This window comes from Glutamicibacter sp. V16R2B1 (assembly GCF_005774635.1).
GTDB classification, from domain to species: domain Bacteria; phylum Actinomycetota; class Actinomycetes; order Actinomycetales; family Micrococcaceae; genus Glutamicibacter; species Glutamicibacter creatinolyticus.
Genome location: NZ_VATX01000002.1, coordinates 12,679 through 30,976 on the forward strand (window position 1 = coordinate 12,679; position 18,298 = coordinate 30,976).

At 69.9% G+C, this 18,298-nt stretch carries 18 protein-coding genes; 11 read left to right on the forward strand and 7 right to left on the reverse strand.

Annotation, left to right across the window (positions count from 1 at the left end; translation table 11 throughout):
• Positions 1-9: 9 nt before the first annotated feature.
• Entirely contained in the window at positions 10-1,371 is a 1,362-nt protein-coding gene (locus FDN03_RS00630; protein WP_138173111.1) for a D-alanyl-D-alanine carboxypeptidase, read from the reverse strand.
• A gap of 98 nt (positions 1,372-1,469) precedes the next feature.
• Here FDN03_RS00630 and FDN03_RS00635 point away from each other — a divergent pair, with 98 nt between their 5' ends.
• Both FDN03_RS00635 and FDN03_RS00640 read left to right on the forward strand, forming a co-directional pair.
• Positions 1,470-1,949: an inorganic diphosphatase gene (locus FDN03_RS00635; protein WP_054822082.1), complete on the forward strand. Its 480-nt coding sequence runs from the start codon at positions 1,470-1,472 to the stop codon at positions 1,947-1,949.
• A 94-nt stretch (positions 1,950-2,043) separates the two neighbouring features.
• On the forward strand, positions 2,044-2,511 hold the full coding sequence (locus FDN03_RS00640) for a hypothetical protein (RefSeq protein ID WP_138173113.1): 468 nt from the start codon (positions 2,044-2,046) through the stop codon (positions 2,509-2,511).
• A 3-nt stretch (positions 2,512-2,514) separates the two neighbouring features.
• Here the strand turns inward: FDN03_RS00640 and FDN03_RS00645 are convergent, their stop codons facing one another.
• Together FDN03_RS00645 and rmuC are read right to left on the reverse strand one after the other, a co-directional pair.
• Positions 2,515-2,856, reverse strand: coding sequence for a hypothetical protein (locus FDN03_RS00645; RefSeq protein WP_054821889.1), 342 nt, complete (start codon positions 2,854-2,856; stop codon positions 2,515-2,517).
• An 86-nt stretch (positions 2,857-2,942) separates the two neighbouring features.
• Positions 2,943-4,178, reverse strand: coding sequence for a DNA recombination protein RmuC (gene rmuC / locus FDN03_RS00650; protein WP_138173115.1), 1,236 nt, complete (start codon positions 4,176-4,178; stop codon positions 2,943-2,945).
• An 85-nt stretch (positions 4,179-4,263) separates the two neighbouring features.
• Here rmuC and FDN03_RS00655 point away from each other — a divergent pair, with 85 nt between their 5' ends.
• Positions 4,264-4,878: a pyroglutamyl-peptidase I gene (locus FDN03_RS00655; protein ID WP_138173117.1), complete on the forward strand. Its 615-nt coding sequence runs from the start codon at positions 4,264-4,266 to the stop codon at positions 4,876-4,878.
• 60 nt (positions 4,879-4,938) lie between these two features.
• Entirely contained in the window at positions 4,939-5,586 is a 648-nt protein-coding gene (locus FDN03_RS00660; protein ID WP_138173119.1) for a hypothetical protein, read from the forward strand.
• Here FDN03_RS00660 and FDN03_RS00665 read toward each other — a convergent pair.
• Complete coding sequence (locus tag FDN03_RS00665; protein ID WP_138173121.1) at positions 5,549-6,025, reverse strand: DNA-binding protein; 477 nt, start codon at positions 6,023-6,025, stop codon at positions 5,549-5,551. The two genes, FDN03_RS00660 and FDN03_RS00665, sit on opposite strands and share 38 nt — an antisense overlap.
• An 86-nt stretch (positions 6,026-6,111) precedes the next feature.
• On the opposite strand from FDN03_RS00665, the gene FDN03_RS00670 reads away from it, so the two are divergent.
• Positions 6,112-8,106 (forward strand): VWA domain-containing protein, encoded by a 1,995-nt coding sequence (locus FDN03_RS00670; protein ID WP_171021077.1) that lies wholly within the window; start codon positions 6,112-6,114, stop codon positions 8,104-8,106.
• Entirely contained in the window at positions 8,103-9,353 is a 1,251-nt protein-coding gene (locus FDN03_RS00675; RefSeq protein ID WP_138173125.1) for a hypothetical protein, read from the forward strand. Before FDN03_RS00670 ends, FDN03_RS00675 begins: the two co-directional genes overlap by 4 nt.
• Positions 9,354-9,360: 7 nt before the next feature.
• On the opposite strand, the gene FDN03_RS00680 is transcribed toward FDN03_RS00675, so the two are convergent.
• Positions 9,361-10,674: a serine/threonine-protein kinase gene (locus FDN03_RS00680; protein WP_138173127.1), complete on the reverse strand. Its 1,314-nt coding sequence runs from the start codon at positions 10,672-10,674 to the stop codon at positions 9,361-9,363.
• A gap of 112 nt (positions 10,675-10,786) precedes the next feature.
• Between FDN03_RS00680 and FDN03_RS00685 the strand changes: the two genes are divergently transcribed.
• Positions 10,787-11,389 carry a hypothetical protein gene (locus FDN03_RS00685; protein ID WP_138173129.1) on the forward strand — a complete coding sequence of 201 codons (603 nt, stop codon included), beginning with the start codon at positions 10,787-10,789 and terminating at the stop codon, positions 11,387-11,389.
• Between the two features lie 91 nt (positions 11,390-11,480).
• Complete coding sequence (locus tag FDN03_RS00690; RefSeq protein ID WP_138173131.1) at positions 11,481-12,923, forward strand: HNH endonuclease signature motif containing protein; 1,443 nt, start codon at positions 11,481-11,483, stop codon at positions 12,921-12,923.
• Here the strand turns inward: FDN03_RS00690 and FDN03_RS00695 are convergent.
• Positions 12,920-13,750: an HAD family hydrolase gene (locus FDN03_RS00695; RefSeq protein ID WP_138173133.1), complete on the reverse strand. Its 831-nt coding sequence runs from the start codon at positions 13,748-13,750 to the stop codon at positions 12,920-12,922. The two genes, FDN03_RS00690 and FDN03_RS00695, sit on opposite strands and share 4 nt — an antisense overlap.
• A 123-nt stretch (positions 13,751-13,873) precedes the next feature.
• Between FDN03_RS00695 and FDN03_RS00700 the strand changes: the two genes are divergently transcribed.
• The 3 genes from FDN03_RS00700 (at position 13,874) to FDN03_RS00710 (ending at position 16,932) form a co-directional block, all read left to right on the forward strand.
• Positions 13,874-14,635 (forward strand): Crp/Fnr family transcriptional regulator, encoded by a 762-nt coding sequence (locus FDN03_RS00700; protein ID WP_138173135.1) that lies wholly within the window; start codon positions 13,874-13,876, stop codon positions 14,633-14,635.
• A gap of 117 nt (positions 14,636-14,752) precedes the next feature.
• Entirely contained in the window at positions 14,753-14,986 is a 234-nt protein-coding gene (locus FDN03_RS00705; protein ID WP_054822077.1) for a heavy-metal-associated domain-containing protein, read from the forward strand.
• Positions 14,987-14,994: 8 nt separating this feature from the next.
• Positions 14,995-16,932: a cation-translocating P-type ATPase gene (locus FDN03_RS00710; RefSeq protein ID WP_249354144.1), complete on the forward strand. Its 1,938-nt coding sequence runs from the start codon at positions 14,995-14,997 to the stop codon at positions 16,930-16,932.
• Between the two features lie 58 nt (positions 16,933-16,990).
• Here FDN03_RS00710 and serS read toward each other — a convergent pair whose 3' ends face one another.
• The gene (gene serS / locus FDN03_RS00715; protein WP_138173137.1) at positions 16,991-18,268 is read right to left on the reverse strand and encodes a serine--tRNA ligase; all 1,278 of its coding nucleotides are present in this window, start codon (positions 18,266-18,268) and stop codon (positions 16,991-16,993) included.
• Positions 18,269-18,298 lie beyond the last annotated feature (30 nt).

The following is an 18,298-nucleotide window of genomic DNA, read 5'->3' on the forward strand; positions in this document are numbered from 1 at the left end:
GACGGTCTGCTAGCGGCAGCCGCAGGCGTGCAGCGCCCGCACCGCCGCATCCAGGGTCGGCTTGTGCGGGGCCAGTCCGCCGCCGGGGTGGTGGGCGAAGATGCTGAAGGCCACCGGGCGGCCATCGCTGGTCAGCGTCACCCCGGTGAGGGTGGCCACCCCGGACAGCGATCCGGTCTTGGCGCGGATCAGCCCGCGGGTGTCCGCCGTGCCCAGCCGATCGGCCAGGGTGCCACTGTACCCCGCCACCGGCAGCCAGTACGCCAGCTCGCGCAGCCCCGCGTCCGGGCTGTGGCTGGCGGCGTGCAGCAGGCCGGTCAGCGCGGCCGGGGACACTTTGTTGCTGGCGGCCAGGCCGCTGGTGTCGGCCAGCTCCAACCCCTGCGCGCCAAGCCGTTCCGCGACCTGCTGCACCGCCTGGTTCGCCTGTCCGGGCTCAAGCCCCAGCTCCACGGCCACCAGCCGGCCCATGGTCTCGGTCAGGTAGTTGTCCGAAACCAGCAGCATGTGCTTGATCTGCGCCCCCAGCGGGGCCGAGTCGACGCTGGCCAGCACCTCGCCGCCCGGATAGGCGCCGCGCCCGCCGTCGGTGACCTGCAGGTGCGCGGACAGTTCGCGGGCGAAGACCCGGCGCACCGCTTGGGCCGCATCCCGCTCATGGGCCGCGCCCTTCACGGCGGAGGCCCGCCCGGCATAGTGCGCCAGCGGGTAGAGGTCGGCAATGTTGTTCGAGGTATACAACGACTTGTCCCAGGCCGCGTTGCCCTGGGCGCCGGCGAACAGCGAATCGTCCAGCCACAGCTTGACCTGCTGCACCCCGCGCAGCTTCAGTTCCCTGGCCGTCTGCTCGGCCAGGGTCTTGATCCCGGCGTGCCCCACCGTCGCCGCCGGATCCGAGGCTCCGTCCCCCAGCAGCACGTCCCCGCCGCCGCGCAGCACCAGGGTGTCCCCGTCCAGCAGGGTGCTGGTCTGCAGCCGGTGCCCGGCGCCCAGGGTGTCCAGGACGGCGATGGCGGTGGCGATCTTCAGGCTGGAGGCCGGGGTGCCGGGCCCGGCGCCGTTCTTCTCGTAGAGCACCTGTCCGGTTGGCAAATCCAGCACCTGGGCGCTGAAGCCGGTGCCGTCCGGGGCATCGGCCAGGATCGCGTCGAGCTTGGCGGTCAGGATCCCGGCATCCGGGATCGGGGCCTGCTCACCCGGGTCGGTGACCTGCGCCGCGGGCGCCGGCTCCAGGGTGGCGCTGGCGGGGGTGTGGAAGGCCTGCGGGGCGCCGGTGAACAGGCGCGGGGCGCTGAACATCGCCACGATCATCGCCAGGGCCGCCGCCGTTGCGGCGATCAGGGTCACCAGCCGTCGGGTGGACGCCTTCATGCGCGAATTTTTCCCTTCCCCGGTTTATCAACTCTGCGTCGTTGCCATATACGCTTGGAATCGGATATCCCTAAGACTAGTTTAGGAGCGTGCTTTTAATGGGCCACGACGTCACTATCGAGATCCCGACCGGATCGCGCGTCAAGTACGAGATCGACCACGAAACCCACCGCCTGCGCCTGGACCGCGTGCTGTTCACCTCGATGCAGTACCCGACCCATTACGGCTACTTCGATGACACCCTGGGCGAGGACGGCGATCCGCTGGATGCCATGGTCTTCATCCCCGGTGTGGACCTGCTGCCCGGCGTGGTGGTCGAGGCCCGCCCGATCGGCGTGTTCAACATGACCGATGACGGCGGCGGCGACGCGAAGCTGCTGTGCGTTCCGACCGACAAGCGCTTTGAGCACATCAAGGAGCTTGAGGACATCGACCAGTGGCTGATCAAGGAGATCGAGCACTTCTTCACCCGCTACAAGGACCTGGAGCCGGGCAAGTGGGTCAAGGCCGAGGGCTGGGAGGGCCGCGAGGCCGCCGAGGCGGAGCTGGAGCGCTCCATCGCCCGCTTCAAGGGCTAGGCCAAACGGTGCAGGGGGCGGTGACCGCGGGGTTGCCGCCCTTCACCGTACCCGAGGGCGGATCGGGGCCGCCGCGGCCCGGGGAGGGAACAAGATGACATCGGCACACCCCACGGTGCTGTTGTGTAGGCAGCGTCCCCCGCGCTGGCTGCGCCGGGGCGGGGGCGTCCTGCTCCTGCTCGTGGCGGCCGGCCTGGCGGCGGGCACCGCCACGGCGGGCCTGCCGGCGCTGCTGGGGGCCGGGTTCTTCGCCCTGGCCGGGATCTGGTGGGCGTTCGCGGCCCGGATCTCGGCGCGGCTGGATGCCCACACCCTCACCCTGGCCGCCCCGTTGTGGCGGCGCAGGCTGCCGCGGGAGCAGATCAGCCAGGTCCGCGTCGAGCCGGATTCCGGGCTGAACCCGGGGCTGCTGAACTGGCCGGTGCTGCGCACCGGCGGGCTGATCCGCCTGAACATGGGCGGGCGCACGGCCGTGAGCTTCTCGGCCGGCGGGCGGCGCTACCAGTTCGTGCTGGACCGGCCGCAGCTCGCCCGGCAGCTGGCCCAGGCGCTGCGCGGCTGAGGTTCAGCTTTCCGGGTCGTCCTGAAAGACCCGCACCTCCTGGGCGCAGCGGCAGCCGGCGGCGAACTTCGCCGCCCATTCCAGCGCCTGCTTGTAGCTGGGCAGCTCCAGCACCGAGTACCCGCCTTCCAGCTGGCTGGTCTGCGGGTAGGTTTGCTTGCTCACGGTCCCGTCGGCGTGCACCATCACCGGCGGGATGCTCTCATCAATGCCGCCGCCGAACACCCACACCCCGGCCTCCTTGGCCTGCCGGACCACCTCGTGGGAGGCGCGCGCCACCTCGTGCAGGTCCTCGGGCGGGAAGTCCATCGCTCCGCTGGGAAATGAGATGAGGTATTTGCTCATGGTCAACTCCTTCGCTCGGGTTTTGGCCATGCTAGCCAAGCACCGGGACCGGCGCAGCGTTTCGCAGGCGCCGCCCAGCTGCCCGGCTAGAGGATGGAGTCCAGCACGTCGCCCTGGGTGACCTCGATGCTTTCCACATCCCGCAGCTTGCGCTCCACCGCCCGGGTGCGGGTGCCGGCTTCCCGCACGGTGTTCTGCGCGGTGGCCAGCTGCTTGCCCAGCTTGTCCCACACGTCCCCGTACTTGCGGAATTCCTCCTTCGCGGCGGCCAGCACCTGCCAGACCTCGCTGCTGCGCTGTTCGATGGCCAGGGTGCGGAAGCCCATCTGCAGCGAGTTCAGCAGGCTCATCAGCGTGGTGGGTCCGGTAATCAGCACGCGGTGCTCGGTCTGCAGCCGGCTGGCCAGCCCCGGGCGGCGCACCACCTCGGCGAACAATCCCTCGGTGGGCAGGTACATGATGGCAAAATCGGTGCTGTGCGGCGGGGCGATGTACTTCCCGGAGATCAGCTTCGCCTGCTCAATGATCGCCCGGTCCAGGGCCCGGCTGGCCTGCTCGATGTCCTGCTTGATTCCCGATTCCTGGGCGTCAAGCAGCCGCTCATAGTCCTCCTGCGGCAGCTTCGAGTCGATCGGCAGGTACACCACCCCCTGTTCCCGGCCGGGCAGCACGACGGCGAACTCCACGCTTTCGCGGCTGCCGGGGCGGATCACCACGTTCTGCTCGTACTGCTCGGCGGTCAGGATGTCCTCCAGTTGCCGGGAGAGCTGCACCTCGCCCCAGGAGCCGCGGCTTTTCACGTTGGTCAGCACGCGCTTGAGCCCGCCCACGTCGGCGGCCAGGGACTGCATCTCCCCCAGGCCCTGCTGCACCATCTCCAGGCGCTTGCTGACCAGTTCGAAGGATTCGCCCAGGCGCTTTTCCAAGGTGCCCTGCAGCTTCTCATCCACCGTCTCGCGCATCTTCTCCAGCTTCGCCTCGTTGCCGGCGCGCAGCTTGTCCATTTCCTCGCGTAGCAGGCTCTGCAGCTGCAGGTGGCGCGCGGAGTTCGACTCGGTCAGCGTTGTCAGCCGCTCGTCGAGGGTGGCGCGCACCCGTTCCAGGCGCACCTCGTTGTCCTGGCGGACCTCACCCAGCGCCTGGCGCAGCTCGGCGCGCTGGCTGCCCAGGTCCTGGCGCAGTTCCCCGTGGGTGGCGCGCACCGCCTGCGTGATGGCGGCCGGGTCCTGTCCCGCCGCCCCGGTGCGCCGCACCACCAGCAGGCCGAGCAGCACGCTCAACAGGATGTTGATGACCACCAGGATCACGAGGGCCACGGTCATGGGATTCGTCCTTTTCGGGTTGGGAAGCGCTTCGTGTTCCCAGTTCTAGCACCCGTGCCGGACAGTTGGCGCGATAATGGGAGGCATGCGTCTTCTGGTCACCGGTTTTGAGCCCTTCGGTTCCGATCACTTCAATGCCAGCGGCCAGGTGCTGGCCCTGCTGCCCTCCCGGGTCGGGCAGCACACCCTGGCAACGGCGCTGCTGCCGGTCTCCTTCGCGCGTTCCGGCCCGGCCCTGCAGCACCTGGTCGCCGAGCACCGCCCGCAGGCGCTGATCTGCCTGGGCGAGGCCGGGGGCCGCAGCCGGATCACCCCCGAACGCTGGGGCGTGAATGAGGATGACGCCAGGATCCCGGACAATGACGGCGCCCAGCCCCGCAGCCGCCCGATCACCGCCGGGCCGCCGCGGGTGGCCAGCACCCTGGACCCCGAACCGCTCACCGCGGCCCTGAACGCGGCAGGGTTCGGCGCCCGCGTCTCCCAGGACGCCGGGCGCTTCGTGTGCAACCACGTGGCCTACCTGGCCTACCGGATGCCGCTGCCGGCCCTGTTCATCCACGTTCCGGCGCTGCGCCCGGCCGGGCAGACGGCCACGGTGGGGGCGGAGACCGATGCGGGGACCGGGAACAACCACGCGGCCGGGCCGCGGGATCTAAACGAGCTGGCCCGGGCGCTGGAAGTGGCGCTGGGCACATTGTGACCGGCCGCGTCCCGCGGCTTTTGGCCCCGGTTCGCGTCCTGGTCCTAGGCTGGATGGATCATGAGCCTGACCAACCTCACCCCCGTCCAGCAACTGCGGGCCGGGCGCCTGCCGGTGCGCCTGTTCAATCTGATCACCGGCCTGCTGCTCTTTGCGCTGGCGATGGCGCTGATGATCCGCGCCGGACTGGGGGTGGATCCGTGGGATGTGCTGCACCTGGGCCTGGCCGAACACCTGCCGCTGTCGCTGGGCACGATCGTGATCATCGTCGGCGCCCTGGTCCTGCTGGCCTGGATTCCGCTGCGCCAGTGGCCCGGGCTGGGGACGCTGGCCAATGTGGTGCTGATCGGGGTGGGCCTGGACCTGTTCCTGTGGCTGATCCCGCCGGTGCAGGGGCTGGGCTGGCAGCTGGGCGTGCTGCTGGCCGCAATCCTCATCAACGGGCTGGGCGGTGCGCTGTACATCGGCTGCCACTTCGGGCCCGGACCCCGCGACGGGCTGATGACCGGGCTGCACCTGCGCACCGGCTGGTCGATCCGGCTGATCCGCACGCTGATCGAGCTGGGCGTGCTGGGAGTGGGCTGGGCGCTGGGCGGCCCGGTGGGGCTGGGCACCGTGGTCTATGCGCTGCTGATTGGCCCGGCCACCCAGTTCTTCTTCCGCTACACGATCATTCGCCTGCCCGCGCCGCAGCCGGCGGGGGCGTAGTTCCGGGCCGGTCGGCCGCTTCGGTGAACAACTGCGCCAGCGCCTGGTCCCCGCCCTGCCCGGCGACCTGCGCCAGCCGGCGCAGCAGCTGCGGGTCGCTGCCGCGCAGGTAGTCCAGGGCCCCGGCGCGCCCGGCGCCGGTGCGCGGGGTCTCGGAGTGGGTGGCGGTAACCGCGTCGGCGGCCTGCACCTCGCGCAGCACCGCCTGCCGGTCCGGCTCGCCCACCCGCGCCTCGAGCATCAGCAGCCGCCCGTAGACCGCCGGGTTGCCGATCTTGATGCGCCGGGCGCCGATCAGTTGGGAGAGCATCGGCGCGCTGATGCCCAGCACGGCGGCCAGGGAACGCTGGGACAACCCGTAATCCTTCATCACCGCGCCGAAACGTTCGGCCAGGGACGTGCCATAGATGGCCCGTTGCTGTTCGATGGTGTTGTCCATGGAAATAGTTTCCCACGGACGTTTGCATTTGCAAACGCATGAGCTATATTTGCTTTTGCAAACACTCGCAACGGAAGGATCGAGAGATGCCCCGCTATCTGACCCGCCTCGTGGCGCTGCTGGCCACCGGGCTGCTCTGCGCGGCACCCCTGGCCGCCGCGCAGGCCGATGAGCCCCCGGCCGCCGAACTGCAGCCGGTCATGGTGGTCATGGACTACTCCAGCTCCATGCTGGCCAAGGACGCGGACGGGAAGGGCACCACCCGCATCGACGCCGCGAAGAAGGCCACCAAGCACCTGATCAACAACGCACCCCAGGACGCGTCGATGGGCCTGGTCGTCTACGGCTCCAAGACCCCGAAGAAGTGCGATGACATCACCACCGTGCAGAAACCGGGTCCGGTGGACAAGAAGGAGCTGGCCGGCAAGCTGGACGGGCTGAAGGCCGTGGGCGAAACGCCGATCGGGGCCTCGCTGCTGCACGCGGCCAAGGAGCTGCAGCAGGTCAAGGGCCCCAAGTCGATCATCCTGGTCTCCGACGGCGAGGAGAACTGCTTCGAGCCCCCGGCCTGTGACGCGGCGAAGGACCTGGCCGGGCAGGGCATCGACCTGACCGTGCACACCATCGGCTTCAAGGTGAACTCCAAGGCCCGGGCCGAACTGGAATGCATCGCCAAGACCACCGGCGGCAGCTACGTCACCGCCCAGGACGCCGACTCGCTGCAGCAGGAGCTGACGGTGCGCACCCTGCGCGCCTTCGCCGGCTACACCCCGGCCGGCGCCCCGATTCAGGGAGCCACCCAGATGCATGAGGCCCCCACCATGGTTCCCGGCCAGTACCTGGACACCCTGGAGCGCGGGGAAACCGAGAGCTGGGTCAGCAAGGACGGCACCACCAAGTACTACAAGATCGGTCCGCTCAAGCCCGGCGAGCGCGCCCACTTCTCCGCCACCATGATCCCGGACCAGACCTACGACCACGCCACCGTGGCCTCCGGCCGGGTGCGGGTGCAGCTGGTCAACGGGCAGGGGCGCGAGTGCACCTCCGCGCAGAGCGCCAACTCCAACACCAGTGAGCTCGGCCGCCCGATGAGCGGCTACGTCAACAGCCCCGAGTACCGCCAGGACGCCTCCACCGGCTGCTTCGCCGACGGCACCGGCGAACTGTTCGCCAGGGTGACCCGCGACGGGGAACTGCAAAAGGACGCCCCCATGGACGTGGAGCTGCTCTACGTGCTGGAACCGGCCGTGGACGCCACGCTGCTGGGCGCCGAGGCGCGCCAGGCCGATGAACCCAGCTCCGTCACCGTGACCGGGCAGGCGGACCCGGTGCTGGGCGGCTCCAGCTTCAACGACGCGCTGCCCATCGAGTCCGGGAAGATCTATGCCGACTCCGCACTGACCAGCGAGGGACGCTACTACAAGGTGCACGTGGGCAACGGGCAGAAGCTGAACCTGCGCGCCACCAGCGGGAACAACACCGAAGCGGGCACCAACAAGGTGGGCGTGGCGGTGTACTCGGCGGTGCGCGAGCAGGTGCAGATGGTGGGGGAAAATTCCCTGTACCGCTCCAAGACGAACTCCACGGCGACCTTGAACATGCGCACCGCGGTCGACCAGTCCAACCGTTCCGGTTCGATCGGCAAGGACGCCTACCTGGGCGGGGACTACTACGTGGTGGTGTATTCCGACACCTGGCAGCAGAAGTCCAATGCGGTGCCCTTCGAATACGAGCTGGCCGTGGAGGTCACCGGCACCGAGCAGCCCTTCCCGGGCGCCGCGCCGATCTTCGAGGGCGAACCGGCCGGCGAACCGGACACCGACCAGGATGCCGGGCAGGCTTCAGCCGAACCGGCCCCCGCCGAACAGCAGCAGGATCAGCCGGAGCCCAGCCAGCAGCCGCAAGCCACCGGGCAGGCAGGCCCCTCCAGCGGCCCGCTGTGGCCCTGGTTCACCGCCGGGCTGCTGATCACCGCGGCCGTGCTGGCTGCCGGCAGCTTCCTGCAGCGCCACCGCGCCACGGCGGTCGTGGAACCGGCGACCACCCAGATCCAGAACAACGAGCCGAAGGGACGGCCATGAGGAAGCTTGTACTGAGCACGGCGCTGGGCCTGGCCCTGGTGGCCCAGGGCGCCACCGCCGCGGTGGCCGAGCAGAGCCCGGAGAGCAAGATCCTGGCGCACCAGCCGGTGGGCGCCGATATCACCGGCTCGGATTCCATGGATTCGGCGCCCCGGCTGGAGGCGGGCGCCCACCAGGACCGCCTGCCGGTCACCGGTGAGGAGCAGGCCCGCTACTACAAGCTGCCCGACATCCAGGACGGCGAGCGCCTGACGGTCAGCGGCCAGCCGATCGTGGACATGATGGGCGAACCCACCAGCCGCGAATCGATGCGCTTGCGCGCCGAGCTGCTTGATTCGCAGGGGCGCGCCTGCGCCGGCAACTCGAACGCTTCGATCTCCCGCAGCAATTCCACCCCGCTGCCGGTCCTGCACCTGCAGACCACGGCGAAGGACACCTACTCCACCTGCTTCTCCAACGAGGATGACACGGTGTACCTGAAGCTGCAGCGCACCGGGCAGTGGCAGGCGCAGGACGAGGTGCCGGTGGAGCTGCGGGTCAGCGTCGAACCGGCGGTGGATCCGACCTCGCTGTCCGGGGTGATGCCCGAACAGCAGCCCCCGGTCTCGGTGAGCCTGAGCGGGGAGCCGAGCCCGGTGTCCGGCGGCAGCGGTTTCGCCACCGCCACCGGGCTTTCCGCCGGCACGATCTCCGCCGATTCGGTGCTGCCCTACGAGGTCAAGTACTACAAGGTGCACCTTTCGGAGGGTCAGCGGCTGAGCTACCGGTTGAGCGTGCAGCCCTCCGAGAACGCCAGCGCCTCCGGGCTGGCCACCGGCACCTATTCCCCCCTGCTGGCTCCGGACGTGGCCGGCACGAGCTGGGACAAGCTCTCCCGGGAGGATGTGGGCGCCTCGGTCACCCGCAGCACGCTCAGCGAGGTCTCCCGCGACCTGGTGGACGGCTACGGGGGAAGGTTCGGCCTGCGGGTGCCCGGCGACTACTACATCGCGGTGGCCGGCACCGCTAATGACCCGCGTGGACTGAATCCGCTGAACTATTCGCTGGCCGTTGAGGTCAGCGGGGAGGCGAAGAACACCGGCGCCTGGGAGCCGGAAATCGGCGAGCAGGGCCAGGCCCTGGCCGCAGGGGCCGGTTCCTCCTCCTGGCTGCCCAGCGGCGCCCAGCTCGGCGCATTCCTGGGCGGGGCGGCGGTGGCGCTGGCCGGCTTTGCCGGGCTGTGGCTGCTGCGCCGCAAACGCGCCTAGCGCGCCCCTAGGGGGACGGGGACATCGGGTGCCATCGGTACCCGGTGTCCCCTTCTTCGCAGCGCAGCTGCTCATCATCCAGCCCGCGCACCTTCAGCCCGGCCTCCAGAACGGTGCACTGCTCCCCAGCCTGCACATTGGAGCTGATCTCCACCCCCGGGTCGCTGGCCGACGGCTTGCTGGCCGGAGTGCTGGGCGCGCTGGCCGGGGTGCTGGGCGCTGCGGACGCCGTGCCGGGCTCGGGGCCGGGTGTCTGCTGCTGCGGTGCCGGGTCCGTGCTGCCCTGCCCCGCGTCCTGTCCCGCCCCCTGGTCCGCCCCGATGAGCCACAGCGAGAGCGCCCCGAGCAGCACCGCGAGCGCCAGCAGCGCCCAGGGCAGCGCCTTGCGCGGTGCGCCGCGGCGCTGGGCCGCTTCCGCTTCCCGTGCGATCGCCGGTTCGGGCTGCGGCGGCACCGCGGCGTCTGGCCCTGCCGGGTCCGGCGCCTCGTTGGGCGGGAAGTGGTCGAACACCTCGAACACCTCCCCGGAGGCCACCCGGTAGCCTTCCCGGTTGCGCAGCCCGGCCAGCAGTTCCGGGGCCCGGGCGGCCGCCCGCTGCCGATCATCCGGCTGGGGGCTGAGCAGCCCAACCAGCACCCGCTCCAGCGGCCCGGCGGGTGGCTGGCCGGAGAGCGCCTCGCAACGCTCACGCAGCGCCGGGCCGTGCAGGGCCGGGTCAAGCAGCTGCACCCCCAGCACCCCCAGCGCGTACAGGTCCTGGGCGGGTTCCGGGTCGGCGCCGGCCCGCTGCCCCGGGGCCAGGAAGCCGTCGGTGCCCACGGTGATCCCCAGCTGGGTCAGCCGCGGCTGGTCCATGTGGGCGGCAATCCCGAAATCGGTCAGCCGCACCCGCGGCACCCCGGTCCCGGTCAGCTCCAGCAGCACATTGGCCGGCTTCACGTCCCGGTGGATCCACCCGGCGGCGTGCACGTGGCCCAGCGCCTCCAGCAGCTGGGCCAGCACCTCTGCCGTCAGCTCGGGGCTCATCGCCCCGTAGTCCTGCAGGGCGGTGTGCAGGTTTCCGCCGCGCATCAGCTGGGAGGCGATGACCACCCGGTCATCCACGGCCGCCCACCCGTAGGGGGTGAGCAGATGGGGGTGGTCGAACTTCACGCCCTGTTCGCGCACGAAGCGCAGCAGCTCCCCGCTGTAGCTTTGGCGCATCACCTTCGCGGCGCAGCGCCGCCGGCACTGCAGGTCCCGGGCCAGCCACACCGAACCCGAGCCGCCCTGGGCAATGTGCTCGATCAGCTCAAACCGCCCGGCTATGACCTCTGCCATGCGCTCTCCTTCAGTTTCCCTGCGGTACCAGCCTAGGTCACCGCCGCCCGCGCGCCGGGCCGGATTCGCGCAACATCAGGACAAAGCGGGCCTGGCACGCAATACTTAAGCCATGTTTGTCGTTGCGCTCAGCCCCCGGCCCCGTTCGGTCACTGACGTGGCCGCGGCCGGAGAGGCGTTGTGGCACCAGTTGGGCCAGGTGCACACCCACGCACCGTTTACCGCGCTGTCCGGGCAGCTGCTGCTGGGGATGCCGGCGGATGCGGCGGCGGCCGTGGACGCGGTGCTGCGGGTGGCGCGGCTGAACTTCTGCAACATCGGGCTGGGCATCGGCCCGCTGCACACTCCGGTGCCCGAGGATGCCGAGCAGATCGACGGGCGGGCGCTGCGCCGGGCGCTGGGTGCGCTGCAGGCGGCCGGGCACCGCGGGGAGCGGGTTCCGATCTGCGTCTCGGGGCCGGCGGCGGAGCTGGACACGGGCATCGAGGGGCTGTTGCGGTTGCTGGGCCAGTCCATCCGCACCCGCACCGAGGCCGAATGGGCGGTGGTGGATCTGATGACCCCGGGGGTCCGCGGGCAGCAGCGGGCGATCGCCCAGGCCCTGGACATCACCCCGCAGGCGGTCTCCGCGGCGATCGTGCGCTCGGGGTTCAACGACGAGCACGACGCCCGGGCCGGGGTGGCCCGGCTGCTGCAGCTGGCCGACGCGGGCTAGCACGCCGGCGCCCGAAAAGATTTTCGAACCATCTTGCGCGCTGCCCCGCAGCCGGACCCAAAGTGTCGGGGGTCACACCTACGCTGGAAGTATGGACCAGCAAGAACACAGCCGCCGCCGCAAGGCGGAGCGGAAGATCAGGCAGCAGATGCCTGAGGGCTGCCTGCACGATGAGGTGGCCGAGCTGATCGAGCAGCTCACCCGCCGCGTGGACATCCTGCTGCGCGCCGGGGAACGCGGGGACTGCGCGGAGGCGCTGCGTCAGCTGGAAAGCGCCAAGGCCAGCTACTGCGCCATGCAGGCCAAGCTGGCCTACCGCCTGGAAAAGGACACGATCTTGGATGCGGAGGACCGCTGCATCAACATCGACCAGTTTGAGCGCGGTGCCGCGGCCTCGGTGGCCATGGCCCGGCGCCAGTCCCAGCAGGGGGCCCGCTCCTATCTTCAGGCCTGCCGGATGCTGGTGGAGGACCTTCCCAACCTGTGCGCCAGTTTTGAGCGCGGGCATCTTTCCGAACGCCAGATCCTGGCGATCACCGGCCCGTTGACGGACGTGAACGCCCGCCGTCGTCGGGAATTCGATGAGCTTTTTGCCCGCGAACCGGAGATGTTCCAGGACCTGGGCACCAAGCGGTGCCGCGACGCGGTCGAACGCTTCACTATGCGCCATGAGAGCATCGAGAAGGCCGACCGGATCGGCAAGGCCGCGGAGGAACGCCACGTGATCTTCACCCGCGGGAAGGACTGCGTGTGGCTGCGCGCCAAGCTGCCCCTGGAGGAGGGTGTGGGCCTGGAGACCAGCCTGAAGCGGCGGGCCAGGCGGGAACGCGCGGCCGGGGACAAGCGCAGCATGGCCCAGTTGATGACCGATCTGCTCACCCGCCAGTCCATCACCGGCAACGCCGCGAAGCTTCCGGTGTTCGTGGACGTCAAGCTGATCATGACCGACCGCACGCTGCTGCTTGGGGATCGGGAGCCGGCCTACCTGTGCGGTTACGGCTTCGTGCCGGCCCAGTATGCGCGCAGCCTGGTCACGGAGATGGACACCCGGCTCTACGATGCGAAGTGGAATGAGGACACCGAGGAGCTCAGCGACCGGATCGGGGTCTTCCCGGAGCTCCAGCGCCTGTTCACGGCCCCCGGCACCGGGGAGCTGATCGCGATGGATTCCAAGGCCCGCGCCGTCCCGGAGAACCTCAAGGACTTCCTGCAGATCCGGGACGTGCGCTGCCGCACCCCGTACTGCGACAACGACGCCGCCGAATTTGACCACATCACCCCGTGGCGGGCCGGGGGCCTGACCAACGTGCGCAACACGAACTACCGGTGCCGTTGGTGCAACCAGGCCAAGGAAACCCCGGGATGGCATGAAAGGGTGGTGCGGGAGGACCCGCACACCATCCGGATCACCACCCCCGACGGGGCGGTCTACCAGTCACTGGCCCCACCGCCAACCACGGTCTACCGCAATCCTTCACCCTCGCTGATCGCCCAGGCCTGCTGGCTGCCTGCCGCCACCGACGCCGCAGCCTAGCGCGCCAGGACTCCGCGCAGCACCGGCACCAGACCGTCGTCCCACACCGAATCGGTCACCGAGTCGGCGACCGCCTTGACCTCATCTGGGGCCTGGCCCATGGCCACCCCCAGCCCGGCCCACTGCAGCATCTCAATGTCGTTGCGCCCGTCCCCGACCGCGATGGTCTGCTCCGGGGCAAAGCGCAGGATCCCGCGCAGCCGTTCCAGGCCACTGGCCTTGGTGGTGCCTTCGGCGGCGATGTCCAGCCAGGCGGTCCAGCCCACCGAGTAGGTGACCCCCGACAGTCCCAGCCCGTGCACGGCACGGCCGAACTCCTCGGCGCTGGAGTCGGTGGAGAACACCACCACACGCACCGCCTTGCTGTTCACCAGCTCCTCAAAGTCGACGACCCTGGCCGGGGCGCCGAAGCTGACGTCGCTGAACTGCTCGCTGGAAAGGAACTCGCCGCGCTCGTTCTCCAACGCGTACTTCGCGTTGGGCAGGGTGCGCCACAGGGTGGCCAACACCAGGGAGGGGTCAAAAATCTCGCGGTGGATGACCTCCACCTCTTCTCCGGTCACCTTGGCCAGCACCCCGCCGTTGCAGGCCACCACATAGCCGTGCTCGATGCCCAGTTCCTGCACCACGGGCAGGGCGGCGCCCAAGGAGCGGCCGGTGGAAATCACCACTTCATGTCCGGCGCCCACCACTTCGCGCGCGGCGCTGCGCACCTGCTGGCTCATCTGGTCCTGATGGTTCACGATGGTGCCGTCAACGTCTAGGCACACCATTAACTTATCGTTGGTCAACCGGTCTTCGTTGCCGGTCTTGGTCATGACTGTCATAACCCCAGTGAACCATCTTGTCCCACAATTGGCGATGATGCGGCGCACATGTGCGATGAACGTGCGGCGACTTCGTGGTAAACCTGAGCATAAGAGCGCCCATTTTGCAGGAGGGCAGCAACAATGCGCGAACCATCGGCCACCCGGCGCCACACGCCACTGGCCCAGGGGTGCGGCCAGCCGCACAGCTGCCCGGAACCGGTGCGTCTGCGGGTGCTCGGCCAGGTCCCGTATTTCCGCGGCCTCTCCGAGCAGCAGCTGCGGGTCATTGACGGCCAAATGCAGTCCCTGGCCTGGGCGGAGGGTGAGCACCTGTATGCGGCCGGACAGCCGGCCAGCGACCTGTACGTAATGGCGTCCGGGCGGGCCAAGGCGTTTCACGACACCGCCGAGGGCCAGCAAGTGGTGGTGGACCTGCTGGGCCCCGGCGACCTGTTCGGCGGGGTGCCGGCCCTGGGCCATGACCGCTACCCGGAAACCGTGCAGGCGCTGAGCACCACCTGCGCGCTGCGGATGGACAACGCCACGTTCGAAAACATCCTGGGGCAGTTCCCCCCGGTGGCGCTGCAGGTGCTCAACGCCCTGGCCGGGCAGCTGCGCACCACCCGCTCCACGCTGGCCGAACACTACGCCGCCCCGGTGGCCAGCCGGGTCGCCGCGACCCTGCTGCGCCTAGCAGACAAGTTCGGCACCCCCAGCCGGCAGGGTGAGCTGATCCAGTTCCCACTCTCCCGCGCCGATTTAGCCGGGATCACCGGGGCGAGCCCCGAATCGGTTTCCCGGGCGATGAGCTCTCTGCGCAAGGCCGGCATCATCGAGACCGGGCGGCGCTGGACGGCGCTGACCGACCGCGCAAGGCTCACGGAGATCGCTGAAAACTACTAGCCAGAGCGTATGTGCGGTTAACTGACGCAGATCATGGTGGGGGTCGGGGCCCGTTCGTAGGGTGAAGGTACTTCCTGGGATACCGGGAAGGACGCAACCTGCGAAAGGAAAGCCATCATGAGCACCACGACCAGCATTTGGACCACGCTGCGCGCCGAGGGATTCTCCTGCCCGTCCTGTGTGGGAAAGATTGAAAAGCAGGTCAAGAAGCTGGATGGGGTCACCGAGGTGAAGGTGCACTTCGCCTCCTCCCGTGTCCAGGTGCAGCACGACCCGCAGCGCGCCAGCGTGCAGGACCTGGTCTCCGCCATCGCCAAGGCCGGCTACAAGGCCGTCCCGGCGGCGTTCTAGAGGGCGTGATGATCATGCACAAGGTGTGGCAAACGCTGCGGCGGCTGACCGCCGGACGCTGGTTCATCCCCGCCGTTTCCGGGGCGCTGATCCTGGTTTCCCTCCTGCTCTCCGCCGGCTTGGGCCAGCAGCCGGCCGGCGACGTGTTCATGGTCGCCGCCGCGGTGCTGGCCGGGTACCGGATCGCCCTGGCCGCCGGACGGTCACTGTGGGGCCGGCATGTGGGCATCGACCTGCTGGTCACGGTGGCCGCGGCCGGTGCCGTGGTGATCGGCAACTACTGGGAGGCGGCCGCGGTGACGTTCCTGTTCGCCGTCGGGCACGCCCTGGAGGCCGCCACGCTGGACCGGACCCGTTCGGCGCTCTCGGCGCTGGTGGCCGTGGCCCCGGACGAGGCGGTGGTGCTGCGGGAGGGGCAGCAGCACCGCGTGCCGGCCGGGCAGGTGCTGGTCGGCGAGCTGGTGCTGGTCAAGGACGGGGCGAAGGTCCCGGTCGACGGCCGGGTGCAGCACGGCAGCGCCGGGGTGGATGAAAGTTCGATCACCGGGGAGTCCCTGCCGGTGGACAAGGCCGCCGGGGACCAGGTCTTCGCCGGCACCATCGCCACCAGCGGCTTCCTGCAGGTGGTGGCCGAGGGCATCGGCGCGGACACCACCCTGGCGCGCATCATCCACCGGGTCGAGGAGGCGCAGGACGCCCGGGCCCGCACGCAAAGCTTCTTCGACCGGTTCGCCACCTGGTACACCCCGGCGATCATCCTGCTGGCGCTGGTGGCCGGGCTGCTCACCTCCGATGTGGTGCTGGCCCTGACCCTGCTGGTCATCGGCTGCCCCGGCGCCCTGGTGATCTCCATCCCGGTGGCGGTGGTGGCCGGCATTGGCCGGGCCGCGAAGGACGGGATCCTGATCAAGGGCGGGGAGTATCTGGAGCAGGCGGCACGGATTGACACGGTGGCCGTGGACAAGACCGGCACCCTGACCGAAGGCCGCCCCCAGCTGACCGACCTGGTGCCGGTCGGCCGGGGCGTGGACGCCGCGCAGCTGCTGGAGGTCGCCGCCCGCGGCGAGGCCGGCTCCGGGCACCCGCTGGCCCAGCCGATCCTTACGGCCGCCGCGCAGCGGGGCCTGGTGGTGCCGCTGCCCGAGCAGGTCGAACCGGTGCTGGGCAAGGGGATCCTGGCCCGCTCCGCCGGCCAGCGGATCCTGATCGGCAACCCCGCCCTGCTGGCCGATCACGGGCTGGCGCCCGGAGCGCGGGCGGCCGCGGCGGCCGGGGAACTGGCCGCCGCCGGCAAGACCCCGATGCTGGTGGCGCTGGACGGTCAGGTGCTGGGGGTGGTCGCGGTCGCGGACACGGTGCGCGCCGACGCCGCGCAGATGGTGCGCGAGCTGCGCGCGGTGGGGGTCAAGCGCATCGTCATGCTCACCGGGGACAGCGCCCCGGTGGCGCACGCGATCGCCGCCCGCACCGGCATCACCGAGGTCAGGGCGTCGCTGCTGCCCGAGGACAAGCTGGAGATGGTGCGCGAACTGCAGCGCGGCGGACACACGGTCGCGATGGTCGGCGACGGGGTGAACGACGCCCCGGCCCTGGCCGCGGCGGACATCGGGGTGGCCATGGGCGCGGCCGGTTCGGCGGTGGCCGTGGAAACCGCCGATGTGGCGCTGATGGGGGACAACCTGCTGCGCCTGCCCCAGGCGATCGGTGCGGCCCGGCGCACGGTGCGGGTGATGCGCCAGAACATCATCATCGCGGTGGCCACCGTGGTGCTGCTGCTGGCCGGCGTGTTCACCGGCGGGGTGACCATGGCGCTGGGCATGCTGGTGCACGAGGCCTCGGTGCTGGTGGTCATCGGCAACGCGATGCGCCTGCTGCGCCGCAACCCGGCCCGCCGGGACGCCGGGGTCCAGCGCCCGGCCGCGCTGGGCGTCCAAGTCGAGGCATGAGGCGAAAAACGCCACGGCCGCCGGTACCCTACCGGCGGCCGTGGCGTTCGCGGGCGTGCTAGGACAGCACTTCCAGCCCGCCCAGGTAGGGCTGCAGCGCCTTGGGCACGTTCACGGTGCCGTCCGGGTTCTGGTGGTTCTCCAGGATCGCCACAATCCAGCGGGTGGTGGCCAGGGTGCCGTTCAGGGTGGCCACGGCCCGGGTCTTGCCCGCCTTGCCGTCCACCACCTGGCGTTCACGGATGTTCAGGCGGCGGGCCTGGAAGGTGGTGCAGTTCGAGGTGGAGGTCAGCTCGCGGAAGGTCCCCTGGGTGGGCACCCACGCCTCGCAGTCGAACTTGCGGGCCGCGCTCATGCCCAGGTCCCCGGCGGCGGTGTCAATCACCCGGTAGGGCAGCTCCATCTTCGCCAGCATTTCCTCTTCCCACGCCAGCAGCCGGGCGTGCTCCGCCTCGGCCTGCTCGATCGTGGTGTAGACGAACATTTCCAGCTTGTTGAACTGGTGCACGCGGATGATCCCGCGGGTGTCCTTGCCCGCGGCCCCGGCCTCGCGGCGGTAGCAGGAGGACCAGCCGGCGTAGCGCAGCGGCCCGTCGGACAGGTCCATGATCTCGTTCGCGTGGTAGCCGGCCAGCGCCACCTCGCTGGTGCCCACCAGGTACAGGTCATCGCGTTCCAGGCGGTAGATCTCGTCATCGTGTTCGACGTCGAAGCCGGTGCCCTGCATGATTTCCGGGCGCACCAGGGTCGGGGTGACCATCGGGATGAACCCGTAGGAGACCGCCTGGTCCAGGGCCATGTTCATCATCGCCATCTCCAGGCGCGCGCCGATCCCCTTCAGGAAGTAGAAGCGCGAACCGGAGACCTTCGCCCCGCGCTCCATGTCGATCGCGTCCAGCTTCTCGGCGATCTGCAGGTGGTCCAGCGGCTCGAAGCCCTCGGCGGCAAAGTCGCGGGCCGTGCCCACGGTCTTGAGCACCGTGAAGTCGTCCTCGCCGCCGGAGGGGATGCCCTCGACGATCAGGTTCGGGATGGAGCGCTGCAGGGCGCTGGCCTTCGCGGCGGCGGCGTCGGCGGTGGCCTGGGCCTGCTTGACCTTCGCGGCCAGGTCCTTGACCTCGGCCAGCAGGGCGGCGCGCTCCTCGCCCTTGGCCTTGCCGACCTTCTTGGAGAACACGTTCTGCTCCGAGCGCAGCGTCTCGAAGGCGGCAATGGTTTCACGGCGGGCCACATCGGCGTCCAGCAGCTGGTCAACGAGCGTCTCGTCGGCGCCGCGGGCACGCTGCGAGGCGCGGTACAGGTCCGGATTATCGGTGAGCATTTTCAGGTCGATCACAAGATAAGCGTAGCAACCATGAGTACGATG

What these genes read in the sequence shown, in the direction of transcription:
- FDN03_RS00695 (WP_138173133.1), bottom strand. Translation starts at nt 13,750, where the DNA reads ATGACAGTCATGACCAAGACCGGCAACGAAGACCGGTTGACCAACGAT.
- FDN03_RS00640 (WP_138173113.1), top strand. Translation starts at nt 2,044, where the DNA reads ATGACATCGGCACACCCCACGGTGCTGTTGTGTAGGCAGCGTCCCCCG.
- FDN03_RS00630 (WP_138173111.1), bottom strand. Translation starts at nt 1,371, where the DNA reads ATGAAGGCGTCCACCCGACGGCTGGTGACCCTGATCGCCGCAACGGCG.
- FDN03_RS00710 (WP_249354144.1), top strand. Translation starts at nt 14,995, where the DNA reads ATGATCATGCACAAGGTGTGGCAAACGCTGCGGCGGCTGACCGCCGGA.
- FDN03_RS00705 (WP_054822077.1), top strand. Translation starts at nt 14,753, where the DNA reads ATGAGCACCACGACCAGCATTTGGACCACGCTGCGCGCCGAGGGATTC.
- FDN03_RS00685 (WP_138173129.1), top strand. Translation starts at nt 10,787, where the DNA reads ATGTTTGTCGTTGCGCTCAGCCCCCGGCCCCGTTCGGTCACTGACGTG.
- FDN03_RS00665 (WP_138173121.1), bottom strand. Translation starts at nt 6,025, where the DNA reads ATGGACAACACCATCGAACAGCAACGGGCCATCTATGGCACGTCCCTG.
- FDN03_RS00680 (WP_138173127.1), bottom strand. Translation starts at nt 10,674, where the DNA reads ATGGCAGAGGTCATAGCCGGGCGGTTTGAGCTGATCGAGCACATTGCC.
- FDN03_RS00670 (WP_171021077.1), top strand. Translation starts at nt 6,112, where the DNA reads ATGCCCCGCTATCTGACCCGCCTCGTGGCGCTGCTGGCCACCGGGCTG.
- FDN03_RS00690 (WP_138173131.1), top strand. Translation starts at nt 11,481, where the DNA reads ATGGACCAGCAAGAACACAGCCGCCGCCGCAAGGCGGAGCGGAAGATC.
- rmuC (WP_138173115.1), bottom strand. Translation starts at nt 4,178, where the DNA reads ATGACCGTGGCCCTCGTGATCCTGGTGGTCATCAACATCCTGTTGAGC.
- FDN03_RS00655 (WP_138173117.1), top strand. Translation starts at nt 4,264, where the DNA reads ATGCGTCTTCTGGTCACCGGTTTTGAGCCCTTCGGTTCCGATCACTTC.
- FDN03_RS00700 (WP_138173135.1), top strand. Translation starts at nt 13,874, where the DNA reads ATGCGCGAACCATCGGCCACCCGGCGCCACACGCCACTGGCCCAGGGG.
- FDN03_RS00645 (WP_054821889.1), bottom strand. Translation starts at nt 2,856, where the DNA reads ATGAGCAAATACCTCATCTCATTTCCCAGCGGAGCGATGGACTTCCCG.
- FDN03_RS00660 (WP_138173119.1), top strand. Translation starts at nt 4,939, where the DNA reads ATGAGCCTGACCAACCTCACCCCCGTCCAGCAACTGCGGGCCGGGCGC.
- FDN03_RS00635 (WP_054822082.1), top strand. Translation starts at nt 1,470, where the DNA reads ATGGGCCACGACGTCACTATCGAGATCCCGACCGGATCGCGCGTCAAG.
- FDN03_RS00675 (WP_138173125.1), top strand. Translation starts at nt 8,103, where the DNA reads ATGAGGAAGCTTGTACTGAGCACGGCGCTGGGCCTGGCCCTGGTGGCC.